20 protein-coding genes are annotated in these 22,496 nt (G+C 57.9%); 13 read left to right on the top strand and 7 right to left on the bottom strand.

Annotated features, from left to right (window positions below; all coding sequences use genetic code 11):
• Window position 1: 1 nt before the first annotated feature.
• The 5 genes from ACIPF8_RS20945 (at window position 2) to ACIPF8_RS20965 (ending at window position 6,977) form a co-directional block, all read left to right on the top strand.
• Complete coding sequence (locus ACIPF8_RS20945) at window positions 2-853, top strand: ABC transporter permease (protein ID WP_400424839.1); 852 nt, start codon at window positions 2-4, stop codon at window positions 851-853.
• 382 nt (window positions 854-1,235) lie between these two features.
• A complete protein-coding gene (locus ACIPF8_RS20950) occupies window positions 1,236-4,061 on the top strand; it encodes a xanthine dehydrogenase family protein molybdopterin-binding subunit (RefSeq protein WP_400424842.1) in 2,826 nt (941 codons plus the stop codon).
• Window positions 4,058-4,609, top strand: coding sequence for a (2Fe-2S)-binding protein (locus ACIPF8_RS20955; protein WP_061532934.1), 552 nt, complete (start codon window positions 4,058-4,060; stop codon window positions 4,607-4,609). The genes ACIPF8_RS20950 and ACIPF8_RS20955 overlap by 4 nt, the downstream gene beginning before the upstream one ends.
• Window positions 4,609-5,880, top strand: a complete 1,272-nt coding sequence (locus tag ACIPF8_RS20960; protein ID WP_400424845.1) for a c-type cytochrome — start codon at window positions 4,609-4,611, stop codon at window positions 5,878-5,880. The genes ACIPF8_RS20955 and ACIPF8_RS20960 overlap by 1 nt, the downstream gene beginning before the upstream one ends.
• A 95-nt stretch (window positions 5,881-5,975) precedes the next feature.
• Entirely contained in the window at window positions 5,976-6,977 is a 1,002-nt protein-coding gene (locus ACIPF8_RS20965) for an XdhC family protein (protein WP_400424848.1), read from the top strand.
• 60 nt (window positions 6,978-7,037) lie between these two features.
• On the opposite strand, the gene ACIPF8_RS20970 is transcribed toward ACIPF8_RS20965, so the two are convergent.
• The 4 genes from ACIPF8_RS20970 to ACIPF8_RS20985 form a co-directional block, all read right to left on the bottom strand.
• Window positions 7,038-8,336 carry a TAXI family TRAP transporter solute-binding subunit gene (locus ACIPF8_RS20970; protein ID WP_400424931.1) on the bottom strand — a complete coding sequence of 433 codons (1,299 nt, stop codon included), beginning with the start codon at window positions 8,334-8,336 and terminating at the stop codon, window positions 7,038-7,040.
• A gap of 154 nt (window positions 8,337-8,490) precedes the next feature.
• A complete protein-coding gene (locus tag ACIPF8_RS20975; protein WP_400424851.1) occupies window positions 8,491-8,832 on the bottom strand; it encodes a zinc ribbon domain-containing protein YjdM in 342 nt (113 codons plus the stop codon).
• Between the two features lie 106 nt (window positions 8,833-8,938).
• Window positions 8,939-10,123 (bottom strand): diguanylate cyclase, encoded by a 1,185-nt coding sequence (locus ACIPF8_RS20980; protein WP_400424853.1) that lies wholly within the window; start codon window positions 10,121-10,123, stop codon window positions 8,939-8,941.
• Between the two features lie 100 nt (window positions 10,124-10,223).
• On the bottom strand, window positions 10,224-10,607 hold the full coding sequence (locus ACIPF8_RS20985) for a DUF427 domain-containing protein (protein WP_400424856.1): 384 nt from the start codon (window positions 10,605-10,607) through the stop codon (window positions 10,224-10,226).
• 227 nt (window positions 10,608-10,834) lie between these two features.
• Here ACIPF8_RS20985 and ACIPF8_RS20990 point away from each other — a divergent pair, with 227 nt between their 5' ends.
• On the top strand, window positions 10,835-11,395 hold the full coding sequence (locus ACIPF8_RS20990) for a DUF1439 domain-containing protein (protein ID WP_400424859.1): 561 nt from the start codon (window positions 10,835-10,837) through the stop codon (window positions 11,393-11,395).
• 38 nt (window positions 11,396-11,433) lie between these two features.
• Here ACIPF8_RS20990 and ACIPF8_RS20995 read toward each other — a convergent pair whose 3' ends face one another.
• Entirely contained in the window at window positions 11,434-12,282 is an 849-nt protein-coding gene (locus ACIPF8_RS20995; protein ID WP_400424862.1) for a GNAT family N-acetyltransferase, read from the bottom strand.
• Window positions 12,283-12,641: 359 nt separating this feature from the next.
• Here ACIPF8_RS20995 and ACIPF8_RS21000 point away from each other — a divergent pair, with 359 nt between their 5' ends.
• The 5 genes from ACIPF8_RS21000 (at window position 12,642) to ACIPF8_RS21020 (ending at window position 17,145) form a co-directional block, all read left to right on the top strand.
• On the top strand, window positions 12,642-13,205 hold the full coding sequence (locus ACIPF8_RS21000; RefSeq protein ID WP_400424864.1) for a DUF3455 domain-containing protein: 564 nt from the start codon (window positions 12,642-12,644) through the stop codon (window positions 13,203-13,205).
• A 178-nt stretch (window positions 13,206-13,383) separates the two neighbouring features.
• Window positions 13,384-13,938 (top strand): sigma-70 family RNA polymerase sigma factor, encoded by a 555-nt coding sequence (locus ACIPF8_RS21005; protein ID WP_400424867.1) that lies wholly within the window; start codon window positions 13,384-13,386, stop codon window positions 13,936-13,938.
• Window positions 13,935-14,645 carry an anti-sigma factor domain-containing protein gene (locus tag ACIPF8_RS21010; protein WP_400424870.1) on the top strand — a complete coding sequence of 237 codons (711 nt, stop codon included), beginning with the start codon at window positions 13,935-13,937 and terminating at the stop codon, window positions 14,643-14,645. Before ACIPF8_RS21005 ends, ACIPF8_RS21010 begins: the two co-directional genes overlap by 4 nt.
• Before the next feature lie 134 nt (window positions 14,646-14,779).
• On the top strand, window positions 14,780-15,901 hold the full coding sequence (locus ACIPF8_RS21015) for a DegT/DnrJ/EryC1/StrS family aminotransferase (protein WP_400424872.1): 1,122 nt from the start codon (window positions 14,780-14,782) through the stop codon (window positions 15,899-15,901).
• Between the two features lie 35 nt (window positions 15,902-15,936).
• Window positions 15,937-17,145, top strand: coding sequence for an MFS transporter (locus ACIPF8_RS21020; RefSeq protein WP_400424875.1), 1,209 nt, complete (start codon window positions 15,937-15,939; stop codon window positions 17,143-17,145).
• Between the two features lie 86 nt (window positions 17,146-17,231).
• Here the strand turns inward: ACIPF8_RS21020 and ACIPF8_RS21025 are convergent, their stop codons facing one another.
• A complete protein-coding gene (locus tag ACIPF8_RS21025; RefSeq protein ID WP_400424878.1) occupies window positions 17,232-17,981 on the bottom strand; it encodes an SDR family NAD(P)-dependent oxidoreductase in 750 nt (249 codons plus the stop codon).
• Between the two features lie 155 nt (window positions 17,982-18,136).
• Here ACIPF8_RS21025 and ACIPF8_RS21030 point away from each other — a divergent pair, with 155 nt between their 5' ends.
• Window positions 18,137-19,090 carry a LysR family transcriptional regulator gene (locus ACIPF8_RS21030; protein WP_400424881.1) on the top strand — a complete coding sequence of 318 codons (954 nt, stop codon included), beginning with the start codon at window positions 18,137-18,139 and terminating at the stop codon, window positions 19,088-19,090.
• A 148-nt stretch (window positions 19,091-19,238) separates the two neighbouring features.
• Here the strand turns inward: ACIPF8_RS21030 and ACIPF8_RS21035 are convergent, their stop codons facing one another.
• Entirely contained in the window at window positions 19,239-20,144 is a 906-nt protein-coding gene (locus ACIPF8_RS21035; protein ID WP_400424884.1) for a LysR family transcriptional regulator, read from the bottom strand.
• Between the two features lie 150 nt (window positions 20,145-20,294).
• Between ACIPF8_RS21035 and ACIPF8_RS21040 the strand changes: the two genes are divergently transcribed.
• On the top strand, window positions 20,295-21,875 hold the full coding sequence (locus ACIPF8_RS21040; protein WP_400424887.1) for an MFS transporter: 1,581 nt from the start codon (window positions 20,295-20,297) through the stop codon (window positions 21,873-21,875).
• The last annotated feature ends 621 nt before the right edge of the window (window positions 21,876-22,496 follow it).

A 22,496-nucleotide genomic window follows, 5' to 3' on the forward strand; every position in this document is an offset into this window, starting at 1 on the left:
CATGTGGAAAGCCATCAAGCCAAATTATAAAAATCTGCGCGTCTACCAGGCCTTGGTGCTGCTGCTGTTTTTCGCCATCTGGCATGTGGCGACGCGCAATCCGCAGACCGCATTTTTCTTCGGCGAGCCGATCAAAGTATTGCAACGAATCTGGCAATGGTTCACCGTCGGCAGCGGCACGCTGGAAATTGGTTTTGGCGACCATACCTGGTTCACGCTGACATTCCCGGCCGAGATTTATTCGCACCTGCTGGTGACCCTGACTGAAACCATGCTGGCGTTCGGCATCGGTACCGTTCTCGGTTTGGGCGTCGGCTTGTGGCTGGCCTTGTCACCATTGACATCGGCCATTCTCGATCCCTACATCAAGGCCTCGAACGCGATGCCGCGCGTGATCCTGGCGCCGATTTTTGCGATGTGGTTCGGCCTCGGCATCTGGTCCAAGGTGGCGCTGGCGGTGACGCTGGTGTTTTTCATCGTGTTCTTCAATGTCTACCAGGGCGTACGTGAAGTCAGTCCGGTGGTGCTAGCCAATGCCCGCATGCTGGGCGCTAATCAACGGCAGCTGCTGCGTACGGTATATCTGCCGTCGGCGACTTCCTGGGTGTTTTCCAGCCTGCACACTTCGGTCGGGCTGGCATTCGTTGGCGTCATCGTCGGCGAATACCTGGGCTCGGCGCGTGGCGTCGGCTACCTGATCCTGCAGGCTGAGGGAGCGTTCGATATCAACACCGTGTTTGCGGGTATCCTGGTACTGACCGGGTTTGCTTTAGTGCTCGATACGGTGGTCGGGCTGATCGAGAAACGCCTGATGAAGTGGCAACCGAAAAGCGGTGAAACCGAACGCCTTTGATGGCATCGCATGGAACACGCCGATTGCGTGCGCGAATTCTACAAGGCAGGTTCCGTGAACCGGCTTGCCTGCGGCAGATTTGAATTTGTTGATAAATAATAAAAGTGTCGTTGTCAAACACACTAATAAAGAAATCGTTCATACAAATTAAATTGCAATAACGTCATTATTTTTCTGTAATAGGCATCGAATCCGGTTGCAGATATCGGCAATTACATATTCTCATCATGTCATTGTGTTTATGTTGCCCGTTCTCTAATGTTTTACAATGCCGACCCCCAGACAACTGCCCGGCAGGGGCTGTTGCTGGATCCGATGAGCGTCTGTAACGATCGCCGCTGACTGGCGGTTGCGATGCTCGGTGGTTTTTGAGGAGAAATAAATGACGAAACTCGACCTTTCGCGTCGCAGTTTTTTGAAGGCCAGCGTCGTTGCCGGAGTCTCGGTCTACGTGGCGCCGATGGGCGGCAAAGCTTTTGCCGCCTTGTTTGAAGAAAAAATCCTGACGCCCATCCAGTGGGACAGCAGCAACGGTCAGGTCAAGTTCCGTATCGATGGGATTGCCAAAGTCACCGGCTCCAAGGTGTTCGCGCGCGACGTGCGCGCCCGCGACATGCCGCACTGGCCAAATAAACAGGCGCACGCATTCATCCTGCGCGCCACCAAGGCCGACCGCAATTATCTCGGATTCGATCTCAGCCTGCTGGGCGATGAACTGAAGCCGGACCGCGTGGTGACTGCAGAAGACCTGGCGCGCGACGGCCTGGCGTTCCCGGCGTTCTACGGCGACGACATGCTGCTGCCGGCGGGGAAGACTCCGGCTTACCTCGGACATGCAGTGGCGATCCTGATCTATAACGATTTCGCTCGTTTCCGCTTTGCCAAGGACAAGTTGCAATTCAAGGATGAAGTGATCCAGTATGGTCCGGTGACCGGGCCGCTGGAGCGCGATCCATGGGGGACCTTCCGTTTTGTGCGCATCGGCGGCGCCACGCCGTACGACGACGATGTATTTTCCAGCCTGAAGAATGCGCCGCTGTTCCCGAGCATGATGCGCAAGCACCAGCCGGTCTGGCCGGATGGCAAGGATCACGGCAAGCTGGGTGAGCAGGGCATGTATTACGCCGGGCAGATCAAGGAGCAACTCGACCATCCGCCGGCCGACTGGCTGGTGATGGAGCGCGACTACAACACGCAGTCGGTGGATACCGCAGCACTGGAGCCAGACAACGCCAATTGCTGGTACGACAGCACCAACCAGGCCTTGCACATGGTGGTGCCAACCCAGTCGCCGGGCGAGGTAGTCGACAGCACCGTCGAGATGCTGAAGAAAGGCAAATTCCCGCTCAAGACACTGTTCCTGCATCCTTGCTATACAGTCGGCTACGGCTCCAAGGATCACTACAATTTCCCGTTCTACGGCTTGCTGACCTCGCTTTATGCCGACGGTCCGGTGCGCCTCGCCAATGATCGCTACGAACAGTTCCAGACCGCGATCAAGCGCCACGCATTCAAGATGCATTACCGCATCGCGGTTGATCGCAAGAGTGGCTTGCTGCAATCGTTCCAGGGCGAATTCGAAGCCAACGGCGGCGGCCGAGCCAACTTCTCGCCATCGGTAGCGATGGTGGGCGCCACCGCTGCGCAATCGATTTACTATTTCCCGAAGAACGACCTGGCTGCTGTTGCCATCGCAACGCGTGCGATCGATGCCGGTTCGGCACGCGGTTACGGCACCTTGCAGAGCATGGCGGCGACCGAAATGATGATTGATGAGATGGCGCAAAAACTTGGCCTCGACGCTATCGATTTCCGCTTGAAGAATGCACTGCGCTCGGGAATGAAAAACACCCAGGGTGCGATTCCCGCGGGCGCAATCCGGGTCGACGAAGTGCTGCAAAAGGCCAAGGTCCATCCGTTGTGGATCAACCGCGCGAAGAAAAAGTCCGAGTATGAAGCCGGCCATCCTGGTTATCGCTACGGCGTCGGCTTTGCCTGCGTGCAGAAGGATTTCGGCACCGGCGCCGAGACCTCGTTCGCCAAGGTCGAGATCAGTGCAGACGGCCAAATTCACTTGTCGCATAGCGCCGCCGAAATCGGTACCGGCATGTCGACCTCGCAAGCGATCGCCTGCGCCAAGTGGCTCGGCAAGCCGGCCCATGAAGTGCGCACTTCAGTCACTGACTGGAGCGATTTGCCGGTGATCACCAGTGGCGATCCTTACATCATGAGCCAGGCCGAGCAGGACAAGCTGGCGGCCAATCCACGCTGGTCACCCGGTTATTCGTCGCCGTCCAGCGCTACCAATTCGGCTTTCTATTTCACCCACAGCACGCGTGAAGCTGCGCGTGTGGTGTTCATGCACGGCCTGTGGCCGGCGGCGATGTCGATCTGGAGCCAGGGTATCGGTGGCGGCCAGGCGGCGCCGCTGGTGGTGCGGGTCGAGGATGCGCGCTGGGTCGACGGCAAGCTGTCGGCCGCCGGACTGGAAGCACTGCCATACGAGCAACTGGTCAAGAAAGCGCATGAGCTGGGGCTGGTGACCGGGGCGACGGTGCACGTCTTCAATCGCTGGCAATGGACCGAAGCCGAGTTCGATATTCTGGGTAACGTTGTCCGCATTCCGCTCGATGGATTGTCGGTACGCTATGGCGACGGTGCAGCCAAGGATCACAAGGTCACAATGAAGACGGCTGGCGGCTACGACGTACTCAATCGCAAGAAGGTATTTATTCCGCCGACCCAGCGCAACAATGCTGCAGTCACTTATTACAGTGCGGTCGGCACGCTGGTCGAACTGGCGGTGCACGAAGCCAGCGGCAAGGTTGAACTGCTGAGCCATCATTCGATCATGGAATGCGGCAACCAGATCTCGCCGCAACTGGTCTCCGGCCAGCTGCAGGGCGGCCTGGCGATGGGTATCGGCCACGCCTTGCATGAATACCTGCCGCTTTACGAAGACGGGCCGGGCAACGGTAGCTGGAACTTCAATCGCTATCAACTGCCGCGCGCCAAGGATGTCGCGGTCTGGACCCAGACCGGCGAAGTGCTGCCGCCATTGACCGAAACCGATCCGCCCAAGGGCATCGCCGAAGTGGTGATGATTCCGGTGGTCGGCGCTATCGTCAATGGTATCGCCCACGCCATCGGCCATCGTTTCACCGACTTGCCGGTCACTCAACAAAATATTCAGGAGGCTCTGGCATGAGCATGACTATCCACCCTATCACCATGCATATCAACGGCAAGCCGGTCGGCCCGGTGCCTGTGCCGGAAGGCATCATGATGATCGATTTCCTGCACGAATACCTGGACCTGACCGGCTCGCGCCTGGGTTGCGGCCAGGGTATTTGCCGCGCCTGCGTGGTGATTCTCGATAAACCGGACGGCACGAGCGAAGAAGTGCGTTCCTGCATCACCGGCGCGCATTTTTTCGAAGGCAAGAAAGTTCGCACCGTGGAAGGCCACGCCCAGCGCAATGAGCAGGGCGAAGTAGTGGCGCTGTCGCCGATCCAGCAGAAATTCCTGGAGCACTACAGTTTCCAGTGCGGCTATTGCACTCCGGGCTTCGTCAATGCCGCTACCGTACTGGTGGAAAAATTGAAACGCCAGCCGGTCGCCAAAGCCGATGTCGATCAGGCCATTACCGACGGCCTCAATGACCACATCTGCCGTTGCACCGGCTACGTGCGCTACTTCGAAGCGGTCAAGGAAGTGGTGCTGTCCACGCCTGGCCTGGTAAAGGATGCCAAGTGATGAGCAAAGTCCGATATCTTCGCCAGACATTGCGCGTGCTGACGGCTCCGCTGCTGGCGGCGGCATTGCTGGCCGCCTGCGATAGCGGCTCCAGCCCGAGCGCAACCCAGAGCACAGTCAAGCCGGGCAGCGCTGACCAATTGGCACTGGGCCGCTACCTGACCAAAGCCGCCGATTGCGCCGCCTGCCATACCACGGCTACCGGCGCGGCATTCGCCGGCGGTGTCGAACTGGCTTCGCCGTTCGGCAAATTCTACGGTTCCAACATCACGCCGGACAAGGAACACGGCATCGGCAAATGGAGCGCCGACCAGTTCTACAAGGCCCTGCATGACGGCGTCACGCCGGATCGGCATTTGTATCCGGCGATGCCGTACACCTCGTACCGTTCGATGACGCGTGCCGACAGCGACGCCATCTATGCCTACCTGATGCAGCAGAAACCGGTCGCCGTGCCAAGCAAGGAAGCCGATCTGAAATTCCCGTACAACATGCGCTTCGGCATGATGTTCTGGAATGTGCCGTTCCTGAAGAATTCGCTGAGTGATGCCTCGGTTGGCCAGTCCGCCAGCTGGCAGCGCGGTCAGTATCTGAGCAACGCGCTTGGTCACTGCGCCGAGTGTCATACGCCGCGTGGCGCGTTCGGTCAGCTTGACTTGTCCAAGCCGCTGGGCGGCGCTGCACTCGGACGTGTCGCTGCGCCGAATATCACGCCGGCCGGTTTGGCGGCAGTGGGCTGGAATGCCGCCGATCTGCAGACCTTCTTCGCCACCGGCATTGCGCCGCAAGGCTCGGCCTATGGCGAGATGTTTCCGGTGGTGCATCTGAGCACGCAGTACTTGAGCAAGGACGATCTGGCGGCGCTCAGCACCTACCTGCTGGGCGACAAGCCATTGCCACCGGAACCCGTCAAGACCATCACAGCCGATGCCACCGAACTGGATGCAGGAAAGCGCCTGTACACGGCGGTATGCGCCGGTTGCCACGGTTTCCAGGGCGACGGCAAGCCACATGTGGCGGTAGCGATGAAGGGCAATTCGACGGTGCGCAACGCCGATCCGCATAACCTGATCGTGGCGATGCTGGACGGGATCGAAGCACAAAAATTCCCCGGCACCGAAAGCCTTCAGGATATGCCCGGCTTTGCCGGACAATTGAGCGACAAGGAGTTGGCACAGTTGTCCAACTTCCTGCGCGCGACTTGGGGCGGCCAGCCGGCCAGCATTACGCCGGAGCAGATCAAGGCATTGCGGCTGACGACGGCGCACTAACCGCCGACGGACGTCACCGCCACAGGATCGGCCGTGCAAGCGGTCGATCCTGTTTTTCATTACACTGGCAGAATCAAAAAAGAATCAGGCAAGCTATGGACGCAGTCGATTATCAAGTATTAAAAAGCGCCGCCGGCTGGCTGCAACAAGGGAAGCGGGTGGCTCTGGTCACTGTAGTGCGCAACTGGGGTTCTGCGCCGCGTCCTCTCGGGTCGCTGTTTGCGATTACCGATGACGGTGCGTTTACCGGTTCGGTCTCGGGCGGCTGTATCGAGGATGACTTGATGCAGCGCTTTGCCACAGCATTCCCGGAGCGAATTGAGGTGGTGCGTTACGGTATCAGCGCCGAGCAGATGCAACGCTTTGGCCTGCCTTGCGGCGGCACATTGGAGCTGGTGATCGAGCCACTGCACGATGCCGTTGCATTGACGCCTTTGCTCGATGCCGTAACCAGTCATCGCCTGGTGCAGCGCCGTTTGAACCTGCGCAGCGGCCACGCCAGCATCGAAGCAACTGACGCCGATTTTGCCTTGCGCTTTGACGAGGAAGAACTGCTGCAGGTATTCGGTCCGCGCTGGCGCCTGCTGATCATCGGTGCTGGTCAGGTTTCCGAATATCTGGCACAGATGGCGCCGGCGTTGGATTTTTCGGTCTACCTGAACGATCCGCGCGAAGAGCAGCGCCGCAACTGGCACGCTGACGATGTCACCTGGCTGGACGGCATGCCGGACGACGCAGTGCTGGCCTTCAAACCGGATCGCCGTACCGTGATCGTCACCCTCAGCCACGACCCCAAGGTCGACGACATGGCCTTGATGGAAGCGCTGAAGACGGATGCTTTTTATGTTGGCGCGATCGGATCGATGGCAAGCAGCGAGGCGCGCAAGGAACGGCTGTTGCAGCTGGACCTGAGCCCGGCCCAGATCGAGCGTCTGCACGCACCGATCGGCCTGGCGATCATGAGCCGCTCACCGGCGGAAATTGCGGTATCGGTACTGGCCGAACTGGTCATGCTGCGCAATCGCGGCAGTGCGGTGACGGCGCCGTCAAGTTGCGCCATCGGCGGGCCGGATTTGCGTATCGTTGAGCGGCCGTGAGCCGTAGTTGATCTTTGACGGCGGTCTTTTATTTTTGAAGAACCGGAATGAACCCCGGGGCTAGTTGCGTACCTTCTCGGCAGCCTGGGAAATCCGGTCTCGCACCACCCGAATCGCCTGCTTCAGCGCGTAGACATCCTGGAAATAGCGTTGCGGGATGCGGATCTGGCTGGCGTGGGCATCGATCTCTTCTATTTCATCGCGCCATTGGGCAACCTGCGCAGCGCTCGGCTGGCGGTTCTCCCAGATTTCATCTTCCAGCGATTTGATCTCGCGATACCAGACCACCAGCCGATTTTTCATGCGCGCTTCCACCATGCGCGGCAGCGCCTGCAATAGTCCCAGCAACAAGGCCATGAAAGGCAGCAGGATCAGCAGCCGCCTTTCGATGAAGCTGGCCAGCCAGAACGGCAGGTAGCGCTGCAGGAAAGGCCGGCCTGATTTGAAATAGCGTACGCTTTCATCGGAAATCGGGAATTCGGCGCTATTCAGGTTGGGAAAAGTACCGTGCGGCGTGAAGTAGTCTTCGCTGCCGTGTACGCTGTTGGCCGCTTCCAGCAACAGGTAGGCCAGGGCCGGGTGCAGCGTATCCTTCGACACCAGCAGGGCGGTCGCGGCCAGCAGGGTGACGTCGGTTTGCGGCAGATCCTTGACGATGCTGGTTGAGGCGCGCGGGAAGGTGATTTTGGACAGTGATGGGAATTTCTGTACCAGGGCGTCGGCCTGGGCGAAGCTCATCAGTTTCAGGTCGCTGTTGAGCAGGGTTTGCTGCATCGGCGCATCGGGACGGCCGATGAAGAACGCGGCATCCAATTGACCGCTTTCCAGGCCTTGGTAGGCTTTGGTCGCGTCCATTTCCAGCAAGGTGGTGTTGTCGCTATTGATGCCGCTATGCGTCAGCAATACGCGCGAGACGGTCAACAGGCCGCTGCCGGGGACGCCGATGGCAATCCGCTTGCCGCGCAACTGGGCCAGCCGGTTGATGTCGGTGTCGCCGCGATAGAACACCCAGATCGGTTCGTACGAGACGGCGGCGATAGTTTGCAGGTGATCGGTGTCCGATGGATTGGTGGTGCCGGATTGGATAAAACCGACTTCGTATTCGCTATCCGGATTATTCAGTCGTTGGTAGTTTTCGTTCGAACCGGAAGAGCTGCGAATATCGAGGGTAATGCCTTCGTGCTTGAGCAGTGGTGCGTAGCGGTCGGCAAAGCCGCGGTAGATGCCGTTATCGGCGCCGGTGGTGATGACGATGGTGCGCTGGATCGCCGGTTTGAGCACGATCACCAGGGCCCAGCCGAGTGCAGCCAGTAGCACTATGGCGCCTAAGATCAGGAGCCGCAGGCGCGCCGGTGTCATCGGCGCTTTGTGGACACGGTGCAGTGCTGGGTTGTGCCTGGGCATAGGTGTCGGATTGGGCGAATTTGGTTGGATTCAGCGCATTCTGGCCCGGCTGCAGATTTTTATCAAATGCATTTTGCATGGCCTCGGTTTCAGCCGAGGCGCGGCAAACTCAGACTTTCTTGACGAATTCCGATTTCAGGCTCATGGCGCCGAAGCCGTCGATCTTGCAATCGATGTCGTGATCGCTGTCGACCAGGCGGATGTTCTTGACCTTGGTGCCGACCTTGACCACGCCGCCGGAACCCTTCAGCTTGAGGTCCTTGATTACGGTCACGGTATCGCCATCCTGCAGGATATTGCCGACGGCGTCGCGATATACCTTGGCGCCTTCTGCTGCGGAGTCAGCGGCTTGCTGCGGCCATTCGTGAGCGCACTCCGGGCAAATATACAGGCCGCCATCCTCGTAAGTGAATTCGGAGCTGCATTGCGGGCAGGCTGGTAACGTGTTCATGTTGGATTCCTTCGGGCTGGCCCATTGCTGTAAAAGGCCAACAGTATACTGCCTGACAGTCGCTGCTCCCGCTTTTGCCGTTGTGCAGGCGGTGTCGGCAACAAGATCAAACCGTCGCCGGCATCGCCTGGTCGACCGCCTGCGCATCGTCCGGCAGCACCCGGTTACGGCCGGCGCTCTTGGCCGCGTAGAGCGCGCGGTCGGCACGCATGCTCAGGCGGTCGAAGGTTTCGCCGGTTCGCCAGGTGGCGACGCCGGCGCTGATGCTGTAGTGGCATTCGCCAAATGCGCCGATAACCAGCTGCATTTTTGCTTGTTCGCGCAGGCGTTCGGCAATCCTAAGGGCGCCTGCGGTGTCGGTGTCGGGCAGTAGCACAGCAAACTCTTCGCCGCCCATCCGGCCCAGCGCATCGCTGTCGCGCAAACCGGCGCGCGTCATGCGTACGAATTCACGCAACACGGTGTCGCCGCCGGCATGGCCATGGTTGTCGTTGATGTGTTTGAAATGATCGAGATCGATGATGAGCAGTGACAGCGGCCGGCCGGCTTTGCCGGCGCTGGCGATCTGTTCGCGCGCCAGGGTTTCCAGGCGTTTGCGCGAAAGAGCACCGGTCATGTGGTCGTGATTGGCGGCGTCCTCGGCGGCAGACAGCATGGCGTCGTGGATCATCATGACTGCCGCCATGGTCATGGTTGGCATGATCACGGCGCCGATGATCAGCAACGCCATGTTCCACGTGCTATGGAACATCAACGGGTCGGACGGTTGCGCCAGCACGGTGAAGTGAATCGCGCGCGCCGCCTGGCAAAGAGCGAAAATCAACGCCAGGGCGGCACCGAACCAATAGTTGTAGCGGCGCCGTGTCGATGGACGATGGCGCAGGAGCAGGATGGCCACGGCGACGCAGACAATCGCGGTGTATGTGGTGGTTGCCAGCACGCGCAAGGGAATGCTGTCGTCGAAATAAAGCCAGATCGTCAGCGCCAGTGTCAGCAAACCGATGCCGACAGCCAGTCGCGGCCAGTGCGGCGGCTGCCCGAGAAAGCGCGCGCAACCTGCGTAGTAACAGGCCGCCGATAATGCAAGCACGATATTGGCGGCAATAATCGAAATGAAATCCGGAGCCACGCCGCGTAGCCCGAGCAACAGCAGTCCGCCGATCACGGCCAGGTTGGCGGTAAACCATTCGCGCACTCCCGGCATTTGCGCGCGGAGCAGCGATCCCAGCACCAATACCATCGCCAGGCTGAGCAGCAAGGTGGTGATGAGGATGGACGCAGGAGTCAGCATGGCGGGCGGACAGGTTGAGGTGGCGGCTATTGTAATACCTGGATAAAGCCGCGTCGATCTTGTTTGCCTAGGGCTGCCATGCTGGCGTCGATCGAAAAAACTATTCCACTGGGCGCAGCTCGATGGCGTCGACCCGGTCTGGGTAGAACGCTACATGATCCTTGATGGCTGCAACTGCCGCATGCGGCGTCTCATAACTCCACACCGCATTCACCGAACGACTACCGCCGAGAGGGATGCTGAAATAGGCGCAGTCGCCCTTGTAGGGGCAGTGGGTGCTATGTTCAGTCCGCTGCAACAATGACATGTCGACGTCCTTGCGCGGAATGTACTGCACGGCCGGATAAGAGGCTTCCTGCAGCGTCAGTGCTTCGCGAGTATCGGCGATCACGGTCCCTGCCAGGGACACGATGACCCGCGCGGGATTTTTTGTGATCGTGATTGGGTGGTCTGGTCCTGGGATTTTGACTGGCTTGGTTTCCATGGTGTCGGTTTCTTTCCTTGACTGGGGTGGAATACGCTGTGTCTGGGCCGGGTTGCGGCGAGGTTGATTTATTTGCAATGATTGATGGCCGGTCCCGATGCAGCATGAATGCACACCGATCTTAGAACGTTTCCGGCGTTGCTGTGCGTGCAGCCAAAGGCGAGCGGTCGAAATGAGGTATAAGTGGATGTGTTTGATGATTGCGAAAGTGATAGGAAGCAATGCATATGAAACGACGCAAATGGATGGCCAGGCTGCTGGCGGTGGCCGCGATGGCTGTCGCCACGACCGCCTGGGGCGGCTATAACGTCTGGTCTAATGAATATACGCTGTCGCAGCAACAGCTACAGACGGCGATAGAAAGCAAATTTCCGGCGCGGCTGCGTTACGCCGAGGTGTTCACCGTGGACCTCAGGCATCCGCGCCTGGCGCTCAACCCAACCGAGAATCGTGTGGTGACGACCGTCAATGTCAGTGTGCAGAGCCAGTTGCCGCTGGTGCCGCTGAACGGCACCATCAAGTTGAGCAGCGGCTTGAAATACGATAGCCAGGCGCGCGCCATCCGCCTGGACAATCCGACCGTGGACTCAATCGATTTCGGCGAACTTGCGGCGCCATATGCGCAGCAGCTCAATGAGATCGGAGCCATCGTGGCGCAGCGGGTGTTGAAGGATTATCCGATTTACACCTTTAAGCCCGAGCAGTTGCGTCTGAATGGCAAACTGTTCGAGCCGGGCACGATTACCGTACAAGCTGACGGCATTGCGGTCGAGGTCAATGCTTCCTGAGCGCTCGCTAGGCTAGAGAGCCGGCAAGCACCGAGCGATCACGCATCACACCGGCGGACAAAGGTCGATTTGGTATAGGCAAGGCCAAAACCGGCGCGCTCGGTATTGCGCGCGCTAGTGTTCGCTGGCCTCGCGGTGACGCAGGCAAGCACGCAGCCCGCGCTGCGTGCCGCTGCCAGCCGCGCATTCAGCAGCGCAAGCTGTATCCCTCTGCCGCGCTGCGCCGGCAAGGTGCTGGCGATATACAGATGCGCCACCAGGCCGGCGCCAGTCTCGATCAGGCTCATTCCTGCAGTACCTGCGAGGCTGCCGTCACAGCGTGCTGCAAACAGCAGGGTATCGCTGCGTTGCAGCGCTATCCGCGCCAGCGTTTCAAGCAAAATGACAGGGCGGCTCACCGCCTGCACCGAAAATCCGGCCACTGATTGCTCAACAAATATCGGCTCGACGATAGCCCGGTCGGTAATAATCTCTATGCCGTCGCGTGGCGCGGCAAACACCTCTTCCGGAGGCAGATAACGTGCGTAAGTGTTGCTGAAGGCATTGACGCGATAATCGCGCTCTGCCAGGACCGCCAGAGCGCTGCCGTGTGCATGTGGACAGATATCCACTTGTGTATCCAGGCCAAGAGCGGCATAGATTTTTTCCAGTTCCGCCAGTTCATCAGAGAACACCGGTACGCCCATGCCGAGCCCCGTGACGTGATTCAATTTGCGCCCGAAGGCCGCCTCTGTGATAGCAGCAACTCCACCGGACATAGCGATGACACGGGATTCGCTGCGTCCGCTTAGCCTTGTGTAGGCTGCGACTTGCAGGCTCAAATGTGTGGCTTCGGCTTGTTCAAGTGCTTGGCCGAGTTCGGGGCCGGTCAGTGGTGTAGGGGGCATAGTGAGTGTGATGGTATATGGTGCAATCTGGCCGCCGACAACGATATTACGGTAGCCGTATGCGGCAGGCAAGCAGCGCAAAAACTTGTTGCTTTTGCTTTTTCCATACTTTCGCCGGCAATCGGGCACGAAAGAGCTGCAAAATTTCGTGCTGCCATGACGGTCTAAGCAACTTTGGTATTGGTTAATGCAGTTGCGCTGCCTAATGCGATCCTGGCGTGTTATCGGCGATGTCTTTTTGGTATTTTTATGCGCGTAGAAAAATATATATTCCGAGGTGCATCCAAACCGATCTCTGGCGTGTAGTACCAGTATCAGCGCATCAAGCTGATACCACTACAATTTCTCAGGAGCCTTCCATGAAATCTCATGCCCCGTCTTTCGTTGCACGTGTCACCCCTTTATCCATCGTGCTGTCGCTAACGCTGCTGGCAGCATGCACTTCCATGGCGTCAACGTATTCTCAGGATAGTTTGCCCGATAGTGTGAAAGTACCGGCAGGGCATCGCGTCGCCATGCAAACGGTTGGTGTCGGTGAAATTACTTACGAATGTCGCGTCAAGAAAGACGTCGCCGACCAGTTCGAGTGGACTTTCATTGGCCCCGACGCCGCGCTTAATGACCGCAGCGGCATGAAAGTCGGCAAGTACTATGGTCCGCCCGCCACTTGGGAGAACGCCGACGGTTCCAAGGTAACCGGTGCCCAGGTCGCGGTTGCGCCTGCCGGAGCAGGCAACATTCCTCATCAACTGGTAAAAGCCAATCCGGCTAGCGGTGGCGGTGCGATGAGCGGTGTGACCTATATCCAGCGCGTCGCCACAGCCGGCGGTGTCGCACCGGCAACCGTTTGTGATGCCGGCAAAGCGGGTGTAAAACAGAACGTCCGCTATCAGGCTGACTATATTTTTTGGAAAGCCGCCTAAGCTGTCTTAGCTACCTCGCCACTTAGTTGTAATGGTGCTGTCGGCGGGAAGACGCTGGTCTCCCTGCCGCCAGCGCCATCGGAACAACGGACCGCACAGGATGTTGGTTATAATCTGCGGAATTCTTGAGGGCATGTCTTTTTAAATCGGTGAACTTGACCATTCAGAACCCTATACCTTGCCTACTGCATCTACTTCCTTCGACTACGAAGCACACCTGAGCGCTTGCGCCGCCGGCGATCGCCAAGCACTGCAGCGCTTGTATCAGCATGAGAGTCGCTATCTTCTTGGCGTTGCCCTGCGCATCGTAAGGCAACGGCAGCTGGCGGAAGACGTGCTGCACGATGCCTTTGTCAATATCTGGAGCCGCGCCGCTAGTTTCGATCCCGCGCGCGGATCCGGACGTGGCTGGATATATTCAGTGGTGCGCCACCAGGCGCTCAACAGGGTGCGCGCCACGCGCAACGAAGTTGTCCTCGATGAGGATGACTTCGTTGCATGGCAGGAAGGTGAGGGGAATGAGCCCGCTCATGCGATGGAATTGCAGGCCTCACTCGGCAAGCTCAACGACTGTCTAGCGCATTTGACCGACGTCAAACGGGCCAGCATCGTCTACGCATATGTCGATGGTTGTTCGCACAGTGAAATTGCGGAACGCCTTAAGGCGCTTCTCGGGTCCGTCAAGGCATGGATCAAGCGTGGTCTAGCCTCGTTGCGGGAGTGCATGGCATGATCGAACCGAATGACGAATTGCAACAGCTGGCTGGTGAATATGTTCTCGGTACACTGACCATGTCCCGCAGCCAGGAAGTAGAACGTCGTCTGCCGCACGAGCCACAACTGCGTATGGCTGTAGACATATGGGAGCAGCGCTTGCTTCCCCTCACTTCCCTAGCCGAGCCGCAACAGCCTTCCCCGGGTTTATGGTCGCGTATCGAGAGCAGCTTGCCGATGCCGCGGCGAGTCAGGCAAGTCGGCGGTTGGCACGCCTGGTGGAACAGCCTGACTTTTTGGCGCTGGCTGGCTATTGGAAGTCTGGCTTGCGCAGCAGTGTTGGCGGTTACGATGGTGGTGCGTCAGACCCAACCGGAGAATGCTCCCAGATTCATGGTGGTGCTTGTGGCGCCGCAAGACAAAGCGCCGGGATGGGTGGTGCAAACCAGTAGTCGTCATCAATTGAGTCTAATCCCTCTGATCTCTGCCAACGTTCCCGATCAGAAGGCGCTGCAGTTCTGGACCAAGGGACAAGACTGGAAAGGTCCCGTATCGTTGGGGATTGTCAAGGCAGGGCAGGTGCAAAGTATCGGACTCGATCAGCTTCCACCGCTGCAACCGAACCAGTTGTTCGAAATTACTCTGGAACCAAGCAGCGGATCGTTAACTGGCAAGCCAAGCGGTCCGGTGTTGTATATCGGTCGAGCGGTCAAAGTGAAATCTTAGAAATAAAGGCAAGACTGTCGGGGGGCAAATATGCGTTGCCGCAGGTGCGACGTATTGCCATATCAATTCATCCATGACAGCATTTGGGCACTGTTTCCGGTCGCAATCACCAATCGCTATCTCGCATATCTCAGATGACAAAAACTAATTTACTCAACTTCGCACAGCCCCAGCTCGACGAATCAACCATTGCCGCAGTAGTGGAGGTGTTGCGTTCCAACTGGATTGCCAGTGGCCCCAAAGTGCAGGCTTTCGAAAAAGCATTGTCCGATTCCTTCGGCGGGCGGCCGACACGGGTGCTGACCTCCGCCACCGGAGCGATGGAAGTCGCGCTGGAATTGTGCGGCATCGGCGCCGGGGATGAGGTGATTACTTCGGCGCAGAGTTTTTTCTCGACCATGAACATGATCGTCAAGGTCGGCGCCAAACCTGTTTTTGTCGATTGCGATCTGGTGACCCGGAATATCGATCTGGCGCAAGTGGAGGCGGCAATCACGCCACGCACCAAGGCGATCATGCCAACACATTTTCCAGGTGCGTTGGTCGACATGGACGCCTTGTTCGCTCTGGCAAAAAAGCATGGTTTGCGCGTGATCGAAGATGCTGCACTGGTCCAAGGCTCGCGTTGGAAAGGCAGGGCGGTCGGCAGTTTTGGCGATATCGCAACGTTCAGCTTCCACCCCAACAAGAACATGACAACGATCGAGGGCGGTGCGATCGTCGTCAATGACGAGGCCGAGGCGAAGCAGGTTGAGGTGCTGCGCTTCCATGGCATTGTGCGGCTGCCGGATGAGACGCGAGATGTCGTGGTTGCCGGCGGCAAGTTCAACATGTCCGATGTATCCGCCGTCATCGGCGTGCATCAACTGCAGCAGTTGCCGCAGTTCTTGGCGGAGCGTTCCGTTCTGGCGGCCCGCTATTTCGAATCCTTCCCACAGATTCCCGGCGTAGTGCTACCGCCGCAAGGCGTGCCTGACCAGAGCTGGAACATGTTCTGTGTGCTGATGCCATTCGAACAGCTGGGGCTGACGCGCCAGCAATTCCGCGCCGCTTTGCGCGAGCAGGGAATTGCGACCGGCGTTTCATATGAAGCCTGTCATCTGACAAGCATAGGACGCGGGCTTGGTTATCGCGACGGACAGTTCCCGCATGCTGAACGCATTAGCCGCGAAACCGTGTCGCTGCCGCTGCATGCAAGCATGACCGAGGAGGATGTCGATCGTGTGTGCGCAGCGGTGCTGAATGCTTGTCAATGAATTCTTGAAATCTCGATTTTTCGCCAATCAGCACAATGAACGATCTGAAAACCGCATCGACTTTCCAGGATTCAGCCCCCACTGAAGCCTCCGTCCGCCGCCGGTCCCTGATAGCTGCCTGCAGCGCCCATGCAGTACATGATGGGCTGACCGATGTCATCTACGTGCTGTTGCCGATCTGGCAGGCGCAATTTTCCATCAGCTATGCGATGGTGGGGCTGTTACGCGGATCCTACTCGGGCATGATGGCCGGCTTCCAGTTGCTGGCGAGCCGAATGGCAAGGCGCTGGGGACGCGAGCGCATGCTGATCGGCGGGACAGCGCTGGCCGGCATCGCTTACCTGATCGCCGGTCAAGCCGGCAGCCTGGCGGTACTGCTGATCGCGCTGTTGCTGGGCGGCTTGGGAGCCAGTACGCAGCACCCGCTGGCGTCCTCCATCGTCGCCGACACCTATGAAGCTGGCGGTGGCGTCAAAGAGGCGCTGTCACAGTACAACTTTGCCGGCGACATCGGCAAGACGCTGATACCGGGGCTGGTGGGTTTGTTGCTGGTGGTCGTTAGCTGGCAGGCTAGCGTGACGTTGATGGGGTTGCTCGGCCTGGCTGCGGCTGGCCTGTTGTGGTGGCTCATTCCGACACGGATCGAACCGGCATCGGACAAGAAGAAAGCCGGTAAGACAATTACCGGAAACGGCTCGGCCAGCGGGTTGCGTGCACTGCTGCTGACAGGCACCCTGGACAGCGCAGTGCGGATGGGATTTCTGACCTTCCTGCCATTCCTCCTGAAAAGCAAAGGCGCCGGCACTGCAGGCATTGGCTTGGCGTTGTCGCTATTGTTTGTCGGCGGCGCATTCGGCAAGTTGTTTTGCGGTTATCTGGGCGCACGCATCGGCATGATGAAGACGGTGTGGCTGACGGAGTCCGCCACATCGCTGTTGATCGTATTGGCAGTGTGGCTGCCGCTCGTCGGAATGATGGCAATGCTGCCGCTGTTGGGACTCGCCTTGAACGGGACGTCGTCTGTTCTATATGGCGTCGTGCCGGAACTGGCCGCAGCAGGCAAGCGCGAGCAGACTTTTGCATTGTTCTATACCGGCACCATCGGTGGTGGGGCGCTAGCGCCGATATTGTTTGGACGGCTGGGCGACGTCGCCGGCATCCCTTTCGCCGCGATCACGCTGGCGACGATCTTGTTGTTCACGTTGCCATTGTCGTGGTGGGTGCAGAAAGCGTTGGACGAGTAATTCCGCGCGTGTCGGGCTGCAACTGCTCGATGGCCGCCGACTGCAGTTTCGAAAAGAGGGCGGCCAATACTGAGCAAGCTGGGTTATCAGCGTAGCCCACCCGAAACGAACAGAATATCGCCGCTTACCCAGGCCGCATCGTCCGACGCGAGAAAGACTGCGGCCGGAGCGATGTCGGAGGGTTTGCCCAAACGTCCGAGCGGAGTCGCGCTGATCATTTGCGTATCCATACCGCTACCGATAAAGCCTATCGCTTTCGCTCCCTCGGTGTCGGTAGCGCCCGGCGCTATTGCGTTGACCCGAATATTCCTGGCGCCCAGCTCTTTTGCCAGAACGCGCGTTATTGTCGCTACGGCGCTCTTGGTGGAGGTGTACAGGGACGACCAAGGCGGATTCATCTCCACTCCCGCGGTAACGATGTTGATGATGCTGCCGCCCGTCGTGCCGAAATATTTCAGCGCCTCCTGGATAGTCAAAAAGACTGACAGCACATTCGAGTTGTAGTGATGATGAAAGTCTTCTTCAGTCACAGCCTCTACCGGCGCAAATTTGAAGATGCCGGCGTTATTGACCAGTACATCCAAGCGATCGAATTGACGCTTGGTTTCGGCAAATAAACGTTGTACATCAGCTGCTTTCGATACATCGGCTTGCACGGAGATAGCCTTGCCTCCCTGGGCAACGATTTCGGCGACCACGCGGTCTGCGTCTTCCTTGCTGTTGACGTAATTCACAACCACCGATGCGCCTTGCGCGGCAAGGCCGATCGCGATACCGGCCCCAATGCCTTTGGATGCGCCGGTAACAATTGCCACTTTTCCATTGAGTTTTCTCATATTCATTCCTGTATGCGGTTAGTTGCTAGCCAAAGTCATGTGACTCTGCTGATACGGAGCGTAGCGGTTACACTGGTAATGAAAAATAGCATTATCGATAAATCATTGTTTCGTTTAAATTGACAATCTCGTTCGATAAAACCAGGAGAGTTTGTGTGGACGTGAATCTAAATCGCTTGCAGTCATTTGTTGCAGTCGTTGACGCCGGCTCGCTTACTCATGCGGCGCAGACATTGGGCGTGACCAAAGCGATGGTCAGCTTGCACCTGAAACAGCTGGAGGCAGAGCTAGGATGCGCTCTGCTCACACGCACTACGCGTAGGCTGGCCCTTACCGACGTCGGCGAGCGCTTTTACACGGATTGCGTGCAACTCCTTGGCGACGCGCAGGTAGCGGTAGATAACGCGCGATCAGGTCATGCCAGGCTGACGGGGGAGTTGCGGATAACCTCGACGCTGGAATATGGGATTCATGTGGTTGTGCCCGCATTGGCAGCCTTCTCCAAATTGCACCCCGATTTGGGCATCGATTTTTCAGGTGCTACCAGCCTGGCGAATTTGGTGGCAGATCGCTTCGACCTGGCGATTCGGCTTGGACAACTCAACGACTCTCGATACCGTGCCGCACCGCTGGGACAGTTTGATATCGTACTGGTCACCACGCCCACTTATATCCGCGAGCATGGTTTGCCCAACTCTCCGTCAGACCTCCAGCGACTACGTTGGATTGTGCTTTCAGGTTTCGATCAGCGCATCAAGCTCTCTAAGCGCGACGCAGGTACGCCGCCATTTTCAGTACCATTTCGCAGCAGCATTCAAGCCGATAGCGCTTCAGCCAAGCTGCACTTTGTCCTGGCCGATTTAGGCATCGCCGTATTGCCGGAATGGGTGGTGCGCCAGGACCTGAAACTCGGTCGATTGGTACGTTTGCTTCCTGACTACGAAATGCCCAAGCAGGGGATATTTGCAGTATTTCCCAACACCCAGCACATACCGGCCAAGGTGCGGCAGTTTATCGATTTTATGCGCGAGTATGTGGCGCAAGACACTGCTCGCATGAATCATGCGGCGCCAGAAAATGCGCCAACTCAAGCAAAGAAGCGGCGCTGACGCAAGTCGTTCAACAGCCAACTCCCAACCGGCCCAAGAGGTTTGTCTCGAATGCGCGCGGCATAAATCAACAGGCGTGTGTTGGGCACGATTTTTTGATCTTGACGAGGCCACGCAGCGGATGGTTTTGAAATGCCGCCGTCAGTTCTTATGGGATATGAAAATCCTGAGCGAATAGCCGAGTCGAGATGAAGTCCACGAAGACTCTGATCTTTGGGGATAGCTGGCGATTTGATGGCCACAACGCCCAGAACTGGCCGCGATCCAACTGGTAATCATCCAGCACGATTTGCAGCAGCTTCTCGCTCACGGCTTTTTGGGCCAGGAAATCAGGCACGTAGGCAATGCCGTGGCCGTCGATTGCGGCAGTGAATACCGCTTCCATATTGTTGAACGTCAGCATCGATGGCAAGCGTAATTGCGACCATACTGGATCGGCCGACATGGTCCAGTCCATGAGTTTTCCCGTTGTCAAAAAACGGTAGCGCAAACAATCATGCTGCTCCAGGTCGGACGGAATGTGCGGAACGCCCTTGCGCTCCAGATACGCAGGGGCTGCGCACAGCACGAAGCGAAACGACCCTATCCGTCGCGACATCAATTTGGAATCCGGCAAGTTGCCACTGCGGATGACGACATCAAAGCCATCCTCGATGACGTCGACGAGTTGGTCGTTGAAGTCGACGTCCAATTCGACTTCCGGGTAAAGACGTCGAAACTCGGGCAACACTGGCAGCAGGAAGCGATAACCGATGGTTGGTACGCCGACTCGTAGCTTGCCACGCGGCGCCTCGACGGCATGCGACAACATCGACTCCGCATCTTGCAGATCATCCAGGATGGATCTGCAGCGTTGATAGAACAGTTCTCCTTCTGTAGTCAGGTGCACCCTGCGTGTGCTGCGTTGAAACAGGCGTACCCCCACGGTCTGCTCAAGCTTCGCCACGTTCTTGCCCACGGCCGAAGCAGACACGCCAAGCGCACGCGCGGCCGCAACGAAACTCAGGGCTTCCGCCGTCTTTACGAATGAGACGATTCCACTAAGGCTATCCATCAGGCTCCAATTAGAGAGTTTTACTCCCTTATAAGTGGAAGTGTAGTGTATTTATCTAGCATTGCATCTAATTTATCATCATTCCAAGTGTCCAGTCCAACTTGAATCCCTTGGTTCTGGCTTGAATCCTTTCACCTACTTGGTATTTCGATGACGAATTCAACTTCTGAAACTGACCGTAGCAGACTGCTCATTCTTGCCTCCGTCTGCTTGGCCGCGGTGGTGCTGCCTTTGAGCTTCTCCGGAGGCGCAGTCGCCACGCCGGCGATCGGCCGTGACCTGGGAGGTAGCCCTGCGGCGCTAACGTGGATCACCAACGCCTTCATGCTGAGCTTTGGCAGTCTGCTGATGGCGGCCGGCGCCCTGGCCGACGAGTTCGGGCGCAAGCGCCTGTTCATTCTAGGTATGGCGCTATTCATCGTTGTTTCGCTGGCGTTGAGCTTCGCACCGACAGTTGCATGGCTCGATGTGCTCCGTGCCATACAAGGAGTGGCGGCTGCGGCTTCGCTATCCAGCGGTTCCGCAGCGCTGGCGCAGGAATTCGAGGGGCATGCGCGAACGCGCGCCTTCAGTTTGCTCGGTACAAGTTTCGGCGTCGGCCTGGCTTTTGGTCCACTCTTGGCGGGCGCGCTGATTGACGTCTTCGGCTGGCGATCAATCTTTATGACGACAGCGGGAATTGCCGCCTTGGCTCTTGTTTTTGGCGCGCCCCGCATGCGAGAGACGCGCAATCCAAATGCCGCCGGACTAGACTGGCCGGGTACGCTTACCTTTACGGGGACTCTAGCTCTTTTCACTTTTGGGGTAATTCAAGCGCCGGAAAGTGGTTGGACGAGTCCGTTTGTTGTCGCGTTGCTAGCTGCCTCCTTGATTTTTCTGGCCGCCTTCATTTGGGTGGAAACACGCGTTGCGCGACCAATGCTGGATCTCAGCCTGTTTCGGTATCCGCGTTTCGTCGGTGTCCAGATGCTGCCCATCGGAACTTGCTACTGCTATATCGTCCTGGTGGTACTTTTGCCACTTCGTTTTATTGGCATGGGGGGATTAAGCGAAATAGATGCCGGTTGGCTGATGCTTGCGTTATCTGCGCCGATGCTAGTGATCCCGCTAGCCGTAGCCACATTGGTGCGCTGGATTTCTGCGGGTGTGCTTTCTGGCATAGGTTTTTTGATTGCAGCGATCGGACTTTACTGGCTCAGCAACATTGGCGTTGGCGAGCCGGGCCATGCTGTCGTGATCCCGATGTTTTTGATTGGAGTCGGTGCCAGCATGCCGTGGGGATTGATGGATGGACTATCCGTCAGCGTCGTGCCCAAGGAACGCGCCGGCATGGCGACCGGTATTTTCAATACCACGCGCGTGGCGGGTGAGGGCATCGCGCTTGCTATTGCTGTGGCCATGCTTTCGGCGTTTGCCCAAAGCGGCCTTCAATCTGCACTGTCAAAAAACGGTCCTATCGCTATCGCACGAATCAACGAAGCGGCTCAACGTGTCGCAGCGGGCGATCTTCTCCATGCATCTGCAAGCCTTCCGGAGGTTAGCCCGGATATTCTTATCTCCAGTTATGCCGGTGCATTCCAGAGTCTGCTCCATACCTTGATAGCGATCACGGTCCTCTCCGCGATAGCCGCTTTTCTATTTCTCAGTCGTACCCCATTAACGGGCAGCGACTCGGAAGACAGCCCGAGCCTTGTGGATGCCACCGTTACACCTGAGTATGCGGAAACCTGATGAAGGGCGGGCAAGCGGGAGAGGACAATCTGGATATCATTTCCTCAATGTCCGTGAGCGCCAACGCGGCTCGCCCATCAGGAACGTCCGCTCGCGCCAGAAGCACAAAGGAAGCGCTGGCTCGCCCTCCATTCAGTTCAAGTTCAGTCTTCCATATATTTCATTTGTTCGAGATCAGCGATCAGTCCCGGACCAGTCGGGCGCCACGCTAGCCGTTCCTGCGTTTTTGCGAAGTCGGGGTCAGGTCTTGCAATGACATAATGCTCAAGCACTAGAGCAAAAAATGTGTCGGTGCAAGACCTGACCCCGTCGTTGTTGCTGACCCCGTCGTCGTTGGATCAATACGACCCCGAAGTCTATGGTTCGTATCGCGTCTTTCGCGGCGGGGGCTGGTCGGATACGGCCAGAGGATGCCTTGCGACTAACCGTCGCCGCAGTCATCCGACATTTTCGATCGATGATCTTGGTTTTCGTGTTGCCAGATCAGTAGGCCATGACGGCGAATGAGGTCATCATAGTCTCGAAGACTGAAATCGGCCAGAAGCGGCCATCTCTGCGACACCCTCGGATGGCACTCGCACATCCGACATACAATATCCTCATCCATTAACGCCACCTGAC

Origin of the sequence: Collimonas sp. NPDC087041, assembly GCF_044745265.1 — a bacterium.
In the GTDB taxonomy this organism is placed as follows: Bacteria; Pseudomonadota; Gammaproteobacteria; order Burkholderiales; family Burkholderiaceae_D; genus Collimonas.